Here is a 10,645-nt window from a genome sequence, read left to right as displayed (position 1 = left end):
TCGGGTGGACGGCTCGGCCATCCACGCGTCCAGCCAGCGCATGCGGGCCATGCGACGAATCGAGCGCGGGTTGAGCGCGTGGGCGGCAATGCCGCCCACGCTACACACCACAAAAATCGGCAGAAACGAAATTACAGGCCCAGCGCGGCGATGCCGGCCCTGGCGATCTGCGCATCTTCCGCCGACTTCACACCGGACACGCCGACGGCGCCGACCACCTGGCCGTCCACGACGATGGGCACGCCGCCTTCCAGCATGCCGTCCAGTTCCGGTGCGCGGGCGAACGACACGCGGCCGTTGTTGATCATGTCCTCGTAGATCTTCGACTCGCGGCGGCCCAGCGCGGCCGTCTTGGCCTTTTCCGGGGCGATGTGGGCCGACACCGGCGCGGCGCCGTCCAGGCGCTGCAGCCACAGCGGGTGGCCGCCGTCGTCGCAGATCGCGATGACGACTTTCCAGCCGTTCGCGACCGCTTCGGCTTCGGCGCCTGCGGCGATCTTCTTGATGTCTTCGAGGGTAAGGACGGGCTTGGTTTGCATCTTGGGTCTTCTTTCGTAAAACGTGACAGAAAAGTACTGCGGTGCTGCTGCTCAGCGCGCCGCCACCGGGGCGGGCGTGCTTTGCTTGGCCTTGAGTCTGGCCTTGAGATCGGCCATGACGCCGGCCGCGGCCTGCTCGCCCGCCAGCACGGCGAGGTTGCGGCCGGTAAAGTCGGCGCTGCCCATCGCACCCAGGGCGGGCGTGATGACGACGTCGGCATTTTTGAGTTCGAGCTGGTTCAGGCGCTGGCCCATGATCGTGAACGTCTGCATCAGCACGTCCACGGAACTGGCCGTGGCCTGCGCTTCCGTCGCGCTGGAGATATTGACGGCGATGATGAACTCGGCGCCCATCTCCTTCGCGAAGCGCACGGGCACCGGCGCGACGAGGCCGCCGTCGACATAACTCCGGCCGCCGATCACGACCGGCTGGAACACGCCGGGCACGGACGACGACGCGCGCACGGCCATGCCGGTATTCCCGCGGCGGAACAGGATGGGCTGGCCCGTCTTGAGGTCCGTGGCGACGGCGCCGAACGGGATTTTCAGTTTTTCGATCGGCCGGTTGTACACGGCCTTGTTGACATAGGCCTGCAGCGCCTCGCCTTTCAGCACGCCCGGGGCCTTGCTGAAGAACGGGATGGCCCAGTCGGAGATCGTCGTCTCGTCCATGTCGAGCGCGATCTTCTGCAGTTCGAAGCCGTTGTAGCCGGACGCGTACAGCGCGCCGACGACGGAGCCGGCGCTCGTGCCGACGACGATGTCGGGCACGATGCCCTGGGCTTCCAGCGCCTTGATCACGCCGATGTGGGCGAAACCGCGCGCGGCGCCGCCGCCCAGGGCGAGCGCGATCTTTACGTGACGCAGCGGGACGGGCGCGGGTGCGGCGGCGACCGGCGCGGCCGGCTGGGTGGGCGCGGAGCCGCAGCCGGCCAGCACCGCCGCGGCGCCGAGCGTGGCAAGAATGGAACGTCTGGAGAGGGTCATCCTGGGACGGGAAACGGACAAAGACGGGATTGTAACCCGATCCTGGCGTTCATCGTGGGATCCCGCGGAAGCCGCGTCGACGCATGCTCAGCATGGGTCCCCGCTTTCGCGGGCATGACGGCCATCCTCGAACCCGTCGCTCCCGGCAATGCCGGAAACGACTTCCCGGCATTGCCGGAACGGCTTCCCGCGGACGCGCGCACCCATGCCGGGAATCGGGCCCTCCAGCTTACCCCGGCAGCGAGGTATTCGGCAGCGACGCCGTGAACACGCTGCCCTTGCCCGGCACCGACCGGATCGCGAGCTTGCCGCCGTGGCGCAGCAGCACGTGCTTGACGATGGCGAGACCGAGGCCCGTGCCCTGCGTCTCGCGCGAGCGGCTCTTGTCGACGCGGTAGAAGCGCTCGGTCAGGCGCGAGATGTGCTGCTCGTCGATGCCGATGCCGTTGTCGATCACTTCGAAGCGCAGGTCGTTCGGGCCGTGCGACCAGCGCAGTTCGATCTTGCCGCCTTCCGGCGTGTAGCGCACGGCGTTGCTGGCCAGGTTGCCGAACGCGCTGCGCAATTCTTCGCCGCTGCCCATCACGTCCGGGCCGTCGACGGTGAAGTCGATCTCGTGACGGCCGTTCGACAGCGCCCGCGCATCGGTCGCCACCTGCTCGACGAGCGCCCTGATGTCCACCCGTTCTCGCCTCAGGGGATACTCGTCGGACTCCAGGCGCGACAGGGTCAGCATGTCCTCGATGAGGCGCTGCATGCGTCCGGCCTGTTCCGTCATCAGCATCAGGTGCGCCGTGCGCGTCTTTTCGTCCAGTCCCGGATCGGCCATCGCGATCTCGAGGAAGCCGACGATCACCGTCAGCGGCGTGCGCAGCTCGTGCGACGCGTTGGCGATGAAGTCGCGGCGCATGGCTTCGATGCGCTCCGTCTCGGTGGCGTCGTGGGTGACGAGGATTTGCCGGCGGTTCTCGAACGGGATGATCTGCACGATCAGCTTGCGACCGCGGAGCGACAGCGTGAGCGGCTGTTCGTAGCGGCCGAGGATCAGGTAGTCGATGAATTCCGGATGGCGAATGAGGTTCGTCACGCGCCGGCCCTTGTCGCGCTCCAGCGTCAGGCCCAGGTGGCGCTCGGCCGCCGGGTTGCACCATTCGAGGAGCAGGACGTCGTCCATGATCGCCACGCCTTCCGGCAGCAGGTGCATGGCCTGGCGGAAGCGCGCCAGCCACTCCGTCAGCTCGTCGCGATTGCGTTCGTCGTCGCGCCGCAGGCGGTACAGCCGGGCGAAGACGTCGGTCCAGGCGCCCCACCCGTCCGGCAGCTTGGTGCTTTGCGGGTCGTTCAGCCACTCGCCGAGCTTGTGCAAATAGGCCAGCTGGGAGATGAGCAAAGCCAGCGTGAGGAGCAGCGCGAGCGCCAGCCCGGACACCGCGCCCAGCAGCCACCAGGCGATGCCGGCGACCGCGAGCGTCAGGCCCAGGCGCAGCAACGCCGGGACCCAGAACATGACTCGAGGATTCAAGCGGACGACCTTTCTATTTTTCTTTCTCGGTCAGCATGTAGCCGACACTGCGCACGGTCTTGATCAGTTTTTCCGCTTCCTTCAACGCCTTGCGCAGCCGGAGGACATGGACGTCGACCGTGCGCTCCTCGACGGCGGCGGCATCGCCCCACACCTTGTCGAGCAGCTGGCTGCGCGAGAACACGCGCTCGCGGTGCGCCATCAGGAATTTCAGCAAACGGTATTCGGCATTCCCCATGTCGAGCTGGCGGCCGTCCAGCGTGACGGTGCAGCTGGCCGGATCGAGCGTGACGGGGCCGGCCTGCAGCGGCGCCTCGGCCAGGTGCGGGCTCTTGCGGCGCAGCAGGGCTTTCGAGCGGGCCACCAGTTCACGCGGCGAGAACGGCTTCGTCACGTAGTCGTCCGCGCCCGTGTTCAGGCCCGCGATCTTGTCCTCTTCCATGCTCTTCGCCGTCAGCATGATGACGGGGATGTCCTGGAAATCGCGGTCGCCGCGCAGGCGCGACAACAGCCGCAGACCGCTCTGGTCCGGCAGCATCCAGTCCAGCAGCAGCAGGTCGGGCCTGCCGTGCACGATCGAATCCCAGGCCGACGCCACGTTGGCGGCCGTGCGGATCTCCCAGCCCGTCTCGCGCAGGGAATAGCTCACCAGTTCGACGATCGCCGGTTCATCTTCGACAATCAGGACGCTCGTGTTGGCCGCCATCGGTCACCCTTCGTTGTTGGCCGAGAGGGCCTGTGGTGCAAGCTGCCCCGCGGGCAGCTTGCTGTGGCGGATGTCGCGCCCCTCGACCACGTAGATCACGTATTCGGCGATGTTCTTCGCGTGGTCGCCGATGCGCTCGATGGCCTTCGCCACCCAGAGCACGTCCAGCGCCGACGAGATCGTGCGCGGGTCTTCCATCATGAACGTGATGGTGCTGCGCAGGATCGTGCGGAACTCGTGGTCGATCACGTCGTCCTGGGCGATGATCTGCACGGCGGCCTTGCCGTCCAGGCGCGCGAACGCGTCCAGCGCGTCGTGCAGCATGTCGGCCGTGGCGCGCGAGATCGTGCGCACCGTCTCGTAGTGGTTGAAGCTGACCATGCCGCGCTCGTGCAGGCTCTTGGCCGTGCGCGCGATCTTGGTGGCTTCGTCGCCGATGCGCTCGAGGTCCGTGATGACCTTGATCGTCGCCATCACCGTGCGCAAATCGTTGGCGGCCGGCTGGCGGCGCACGATCAGGTGGCTGCAGGCGTCGTCCAGCTGCACTTCGAGCTGGTTGACGGCGTGGTCGTCCGCCATGACCTTGTCGGCCTGCTCGGTGTTCCCGACGCGGAAGCAGTTCAGCGCTTCGTCGAACTGCGTTTCCACCATGCCGCCCATCAGCAGCACCTTGGAACGAATCGCCTCCAACTCCTGGTCGTACTGCTTGGAAGAGTGTTCGCCTACCATGTGTCCATCCTGTTCAATATAGTTATCTTACCGTATCAGCCGAAGCGACCGGTGATGTAGTCTTGGGTTTCCTTGCGTACCGGATTCAGGAACAGCTGGTCGGTCTCGCCGAATTCCACCAGTTCACCCAGGTACATATAGGCCGTGTAGTCCGAGCAGCGTGCGGCCTGCTGCATATTGTGCGTGACGATGGCGATCGTATAGTCGCCCTTCAGCTCGCTGATCAGTTCTTCGATCTTCGACGTCGAGATCGGGTCCAGCGCCGACGTCGGCTCATCGAGCAGCAGCACGTCCGGTTTCACCGCGACACCGCGCGCGATGCACAGGCGCTGCTGCTGCCCGCCGGACAGCGACAGGCCGCTCTTGTTCAACTTGTCCTTCACTTCGGTCCACAGCGCGGCCTTCTTCAGGGCCCATTCCACGCGCTCGTCCATCTCGCCCTTGGACAGGTTTTCGTACAGGCGCACGCCAAACGCGATGTTGTCGTAGATCGACATCGGGAACGGCGTCGGCTTCTGGAACACCATGCCGATCTTGGCACGCAGCATGTTCACGTCGACGCCCGGCTCCAGGATATTGCGGCCGCGGTAAAGAATCGAGCCTTCCGCGCGCTGGCCCGGGTACAGGTCGTACATGCGGTTCAGCGTGCGCAACAGCGTCGACTTGCCGCAGCCGGACGGACCGATGAATGCGGTGACCTGCTTGTCGTGGACGTCCAGGCTGACGTTTTTCAGGCTCTTCGTCTTACCGTAATAAAAGTCCAGGCCGGAGATCTCGATCGTCTTGGTCTTGGGCTTGGACATGTTCGTCGTCGTCGGAGTAGACAGGGTCTGGGTCATCATGGAATTCATCATTGCGGGGTCTTTTGGCGGAACGCGGTCCGCGAGAGGATATTCAGGAGCAGCACGCTGAAGGTCACCAGCAGGGCGGCGCCCCAGGCCAGGCTGCGCCAGTCTTCGTACGAGCTCATCGCGAACAGATAGATCGCCACCGGCAGGTTGGCCATCGGCTGCTTCATGTCGAGGCTGAAGAACTGGTTGTTCAGCGCGGTGAACAGCAGCGGCGCCGTCTCGCCGGCGATGCGGGCGACGGCCAGCAGCACGCCCGTCACGACGCCCGCCTTCACGGCGCGCAGGCGCACCGTCATCGACACCTTCCAGCGCGGCGCGCCCAGCGCGAACGCGGCTTCCAGCAGGCTGTTCGGCACGAGGTGCAGCATGTTGTCGGTCGTGCGCACGACGACGGGAATCGCGATCAGCGACAGCGCGACCGTGCCGGCATAGCCCGAGAAATGCTGGAAGCGGGCCACGCACAGGGCATACACGAACAGGCCGATCACGATCGACGGCGCCGACAGCATGATGTCCGTGACGAAACGCGTGACGGCGGCGAACTTGTTGTTCTGACCGTATTCGGCCAGGTAGATGCCCGCGAGGATGCCGACCGGGGTCGAGATCGCCGTGGACAGACCCACCATCATGAGGCTGCCGACGATGGCATTGCGCACGCCGCCCGGGCTGCCCGGGGCCGGCGTGTCCATCATGAACAGCGTGTGCGACAGTGCGCCAAAACCATTGATCAGCAACGTGGTCAGGATCCACAGCAGGAAGCCGAGGCCGATGGCCATCGCCAGCACGGACAGCGCGATGCCGACGCGGTGCCCGAGCAGGCGGCGGCGATAGACAGCATTCACGACAGCATCCATTACTTCACCCCTTCCTTGCGGGCCATACCCACGAGCATCAGTTTTGCGGCCGACAGCACGATGAACGTGATGGCGAACAGGATCAGGCCCAGCGCGAACAGCGAGGACACGTGCAGCGGCGAGCTGGCTTCGGCGAATTCGTTGGCCAGCGTGGAAGAAATCGAGTTGCCCGGCGCGAACAGCGACAGGGCGATATCGTTGGCGTTACCGATCACGAACGTGACGGCCATCGTCTCGCCGAGTGCGCGGCCCAGGCCCAGCATCACGCCGCCGACGACGCCGGCGCGGGTGTACGGCAACACGATCTTGCGCACGACTTCCCACTTGGTGCAGCCGAGGCCGTATGCGGATTCTTTCAGCACGGCGGGGACGATCTCGAACACGTCGCGCATGACGGAGGCGATGAACGGGATGATCATCACGGCCAGGATCAGGCCGGCGGTCAGGAGGCCCAGGCCCATCGTCGGGCCCTGGAAGAACGGGCCGATGAACGGCAGCACGCCGAGCGTCTTTTTCAGGAACGGCTGCACATAATCGCCGAACAGCGGCGCGAACACGAACAGGCCCCACATGCCGTAGATGATCGACGGCACGCCGGCCAGCAGTTCGACAGCCATGCCCATCGGGCGGCGCAGCCAGGCCGGGCAGATCTCCGTCAGGAACAGGGCGATGCCGAAGCTGATCGGGAACGCGACGAGGAGCGCGATGATCGAGGTCACCAGCGTGCCCGTGATGGCGATCAGGGCGCCGAATTTATCGTTGACGGGATCCCACTCGTTGGTCGTGAGGAACGATGCGCCGAATTCGCGGAACGCGGGCGCCGCGCCGATCGCCAGGGATACGATGATGCCGACCAGGACCACCAGTACGCTCGCGGCGAACAGCAAGGTCACCTTGTGGAAGATGAAGTCCTGGATGCGCTGCACGCGCATGGTATTGCGCAGTGCCGCGTTGCGGGCCTCGTCCTGCAACGCGGCCTGGCCGGCCTCGTCGGCGGCGAGCGCGGAGTGTGCGTTCATGTTCTTGTCCAATTTATTACCTAAAGCAATGCGTCGCTCCCACCCTACCGACCGCTCGCCGGGAGGGTGGGAGCGACGCTACCCACGTTACGGGTTTTGCCCAATTACCAGATCGCCTTGCCCGAGCTGTCTTTCAGGTTGTTTTTCCAGGCGGTTTCCACCAGCTTGATGACCGACTCCGGCATCGGCACGTAGTCCAGTTCGGTGGCGGCGGCAGCGCCGTTCTTGAACGCGTAGTTGAAGAAGCTCAGCACTTCCTTGCCCTTGGCGGCGTCGGCCTGCTGCTTGTGCACCAGGGCGTAGGTCACGCCGGTGATCGGCCAGGCGTTCTTGCCGGCCTGGTCGGTCAGGACGACGTCGAAGCCCGGTGCACGGGCCCAGTCCGCGTTGGCGGCGGCGGCCTTGAAGTTGTCGTCGTCCGGCTGCAGGAAGTTGCCGTCGTGGTTCTTCAGCTGGGTGTGCGCCAGCTTGTTCTTCTTCGAATACGCCCACTCGACGTAGCCGATCGAGCCCTTGATGCGCTGGACGTTGGCGGCGACGCCGTCATTGCCCTTGCCGCCCACGCCCACGACCCATTTCACGGCCGTGCCGGCGCCGATCTTCTGCTTGAACTCGGGGTTGGTCTGCGACAGGTAGTTGGTGAACAGGAACGAGGTGCCCGAACCGTCGGCACGGTGCACGACCGTGATGTCTTCGGCCGGCAGCTTGACGCCCGGGTTCAGGGCGGCGATTTCCTTGTCGTTCCACTTGGTGACCTTACCCAGGTAGATATCGGCGAGAACCGGACCGGTCAGCTTCAGCTGGCCCGGGGCGACGCCTTCCAGATTGACGATGGCGACGACGCCGCCCATGATCGTCGGGAACTGCATCAGACCCGCTTCGTTCAGCTCCTCGGCCGGCAGCGGCATGTCCGACGCGCCGAAATCGACGGTCTTGGCCTTGATTTGCTTGATACCGGCACCCGAGCCGATCGATTGGTAGTTCAGGCCGTTGCCGCTGGTCTTCTTGTACATCTCCGCCCACTTCGAATAGATCGGGTAGGCGAAGGTGGAACCAGCACCGGTGATATCGGCGGCCAGGGTCGCGGTGCTCGCGAACGCGGCGGTGGTGCCGATGATGATGGTTGCCAGCAGTTGCTTCATGCGCATATCAAGTCCTTTGTTGAGGTAGTCACACGGTTGATGCTGCGAAGTGTAGAGAGCAAATATGACGGCTTTATGACATGGTCGATTCGACCATATGACATCCAGCCCGCATGATGTGACACGCTAAAAAACCTTGTCACACGGTTGCCCGCCCGTGTCATATTGCCGGGCACGCGGCAGAGCAAAAGCCCCTTGTAAATACCTCGCCTTATGCTACTTTGAAAGCGTTTACAGTGGTATGGAGGATGTGTCCTACAACTTAAAAACGGCACGGTGAGAAGGATCGGAGGGAGCGCCCAACGGCGCTAAAGGTTATGTTATTTATATCTGGAATGTTGGCCGGTATCGTGGTCCTCGTCCTGTACGAGGTGATCTCGGAAGGCATCGGCAGCGCGCAAAAATTGCACGACCGCTATCACGAATAGCATTGGAGACCGACGAGGCCTCATCAAAGAAAAAGCGGCGGGGCCACAGGCACCCGCCGCTTTTCTTGCCGACAAAACCGGCGTCAGCGCAGAAAGCGCGACAGCTGGCTCATCGAGTTCAAATCCAGGTTCACGAACTGAAACCCGGCCTTGAACTCGCCATTGCTGAAAATACAATACATGACTTTGACGCGGGCACGCAGCGCGAAGGGGTGACCGTCGACCAGCAGGTCCACGCCGACCTGGCCCGTCTGCCCCGTCTGCAACGGATGCGGCACCGTGATGCTGACGCCGTTGGTGCCGATATCGGAAGTGCGGCCCTGGACAGGCGCCTGCCCTTCCAACGCCAATACCGCCCTCGCCTTCAGGATCTTGCGTGCGGAAGTTCTTTGATCTGTAACCACGTTTATCCAGTGATGCTTTTGAAAACGAGGTGGGATTATAGGCGGAAATGGCAACCCGCGTGTTGCCGCAGCCCAACCCTCAGATCAGTCCAGCTCGCGCAGCTTGCTGAACGCTTCGTCGATGCGCTCGACGGCCACGATATTCATGCCCTCGATCTTTTGCTTAGGGACATTGGCTTTCGGAATCACGGCGATCGAGAAGCCGAGCTTCGCCGCCTCGCGCAGGCGCTCCTGGCCGCGCGGTGCCGGGCGGATCTCGCCGGCCAGTCCCACTTCGCCGAACACGACGAGGCCGCGCGGCAACGGCTTGTTGCGCATCGATGAATTAATGGCAAGCAGGACGGCAAGGTCGGCCGCCGGCTCCGTTATCTTGACGCCGCCCACCGCGTTGATGAACACGTCCTGGTCGAACGCGGCGATGCCGGCGTGACGGTGCAGCACGGCCAGCAGCATCGCGAGACGGTTCTGCTCCAGGCCGACGGACAGCCGGCGCGCGTTCGGCAGGTGACTCGCGTCGACAAGGGCCTGCACCTCGACGAGCAGCGGCCGCGTGCCTTCCTGCGTCACCATCACGCAGGAACCGGGCACCTGATTGTCATGTTGCGAAAGAAACAAGGCGGACGGGTTCGACACGCCCTTCAATCCTTTTTCCGTCATCGCGAACACGCCGAGCTCGTTGACGGCGCCGAAACGGTTCTTGATGGCACGCACGAGGCGGAAGCTGGACTGCGTGTCGCCCTCGAAATACAGCACCGTGTCGACGATATGTTCCAGCACGCGCGGCCCCGCCAGCGCGCCCTCCTTCGTCACGTGACCGACGAGGATGATGGTGACGCCCGTCTGCTTGGCCACGCGCGTGAGCTGGGCCGCGCATTCGCGCACCTGCGAGACCGAACCGGGCGCCGATGTCAGCGCGTCCGAATACAGCGTCTGGATCGAGTCAATGACCGCGACGTCCGGCTTGAGGTCGGCAATGGTGCCAAGGATTTTTTCCAGCTGGATCTCGGCCTGCAATTTCAAGTCTTTCGCCTCGACCTGCAGGCGGCGCGCACGCAGCGCGATCTGGGCGCCCGATTCCTCGCCGGACACGTACAGCGTGCTGCGGTTCCCGGCCAGGTTGGCCAGCGCCTGCAGCAGCAGGGTCGACTTGCCGATGCCGGGGTCGCCGCCGATCAGCACGACGCCGCCCGCGACGAGGCCGCCGCCCAGCACGCGGTCGAATTCATCGATACCGGTGCCGAAGCGCGGCACGTCGATCGCTTCGATATCCTTCAGCGACAGCACGGGCGCCGTCTGCGCCAGGCTCTTGTGCATATGCGGCGTCTGCGACATGCGGTTCAGGCCGGCGGTCTCGACCTGTTCGGTCATCGTGTTCCAGGCCTTGCAATCGACGCATTGGCCGGTCCAGCGGCTGGCGACGCTGCCGCAATCGCTGCAGACGAAACTGGTACGGGATTTAGCCAT

Annotated in this window: 11 protein-coding genes; all 11 read right to left on the bottom strand. The window is 64.4% G+C overall.

Going from position 1 to position 10,645, the window contains the following annotated elements; all coding sequences use genetic code 11:
• Window positions 1-131 precede the first annotated feature (131 nt).
• The 11 genes from BVG12_RS29980 to radA all read right to left on the bottom strand — a co-directional run bounded on the left by BVG12_RS29980 (window position 132) and on the right by radA (window position 10,645).
• A complete protein-coding gene (locus tag BVG12_RS29980) occupies window positions 132-539 on the bottom strand; it encodes a heme-binding protein (protein ID WP_075795593.1) in 408 nt (135 codons plus the stop codon).
• Between the two features lie 51 nt (window positions 540-590).
• Entirely contained in the window at window positions 591-1,526 is a 936-nt protein-coding gene (locus BVG12_RS29975; RefSeq protein WP_075795592.1) for a patatin-like phospholipase family protein, read from the bottom strand.
• A 229-nt stretch (window positions 1,527-1,755) separates the two neighbouring features.
• Window positions 1,756-3,048: a phosphate regulon sensor histidine kinase PhoR gene (gene phoR / locus BVG12_RS29970; protein WP_075795591.1), complete on the bottom strand. Its 1,293-nt coding sequence runs from the start codon at window positions 3,046-3,048 to the stop codon at window positions 1,756-1,758.
• A 13-nt stretch (window positions 3,049-3,061) separates the two neighbouring features.
• Window positions 3,062-3,754, bottom strand: coding sequence for a response regulator (locus BVG12_RS29965; protein WP_075795590.1), 693 nt, complete (start codon window positions 3,752-3,754; stop codon window positions 3,062-3,064).
• Window positions 3,755-3,757: 3 nt separating this feature from the next.
• On the bottom strand, window positions 3,758-4,483 hold the full coding sequence (gene phoU / locus BVG12_RS29960) for a phosphate signaling complex protein PhoU (protein WP_075795589.1): 726 nt from the start codon (window positions 4,481-4,483) through the stop codon (window positions 3,758-3,760).
• Window positions 4,484-4,518: 35 nt separating this feature from the next.
• Window positions 4,519-5,322, bottom strand: a complete 804-nt coding sequence (pstB, locus tag BVG12_RS29955; protein WP_229503953.1) for a phosphate ABC transporter ATP-binding protein PstB — start codon at window positions 5,320-5,322, stop codon at window positions 4,519-4,521.
• A gap of 11 nt (window positions 5,323-5,333) precedes the next feature.
• Window positions 5,334-6,188 carry a phosphate ABC transporter permease PstA gene (gene pstA, locus BVG12_RS29950; protein ID WP_075795588.1) on the bottom strand — a complete coding sequence of 285 codons (855 nt, stop codon included), beginning with the start codon at window positions 6,186-6,188 and terminating at the stop codon, window positions 5,334-5,336.
• Entirely contained in the window at window positions 6,188-7,207 is a 1,020-nt protein-coding gene (pstC, locus tag BVG12_RS29945; RefSeq protein WP_075796654.1) for a phosphate ABC transporter permease subunit PstC, read from the bottom strand. The genes pstA and pstC overlap by 1 nt, the downstream gene beginning before the upstream one ends.
• Before the next feature lie 104 nt (window positions 7,208-7,311).
• Window positions 7,312-8,355 carry a phosphate ABC transporter substrate-binding protein PstS gene (gene pstS, locus BVG12_RS29940; protein ID WP_075795587.1) on the bottom strand — a complete coding sequence of 348 codons (1,044 nt, stop codon included), beginning with the start codon at window positions 8,353-8,355 and terminating at the stop codon, window positions 7,312-7,314.
• Window positions 8,356-8,860: 505 nt separating this feature from the next.
• Window positions 8,861-9,181 (bottom strand): PilZ domain-containing protein, encoded by a 321-nt coding sequence (locus BVG12_RS29935; RefSeq protein WP_075795586.1) that lies wholly within the window; start codon window positions 9,179-9,181, stop codon window positions 8,861-8,863.
• 84 nt (window positions 9,182-9,265) lie between these two features.
• Entirely contained in the window at window positions 9,266-10,645 is a 1,380-nt protein-coding gene (radA, locus tag BVG12_RS29930) for a DNA repair protein RadA (RefSeq protein WP_075795585.1), read from the bottom strand.

It is taken from the genome of Massilia putida, assembly GCF_001941825.1.
GTDB lineage: Bacteria > Pseudomonadota > Gammaproteobacteria > Burkholderiales > Burkholderiaceae_D > Telluria > Telluria putida.
Note: the sequence above shows the minus strand (reverse complement) of the source record. Positions and strands in the feature narration are given on the sequence as shown.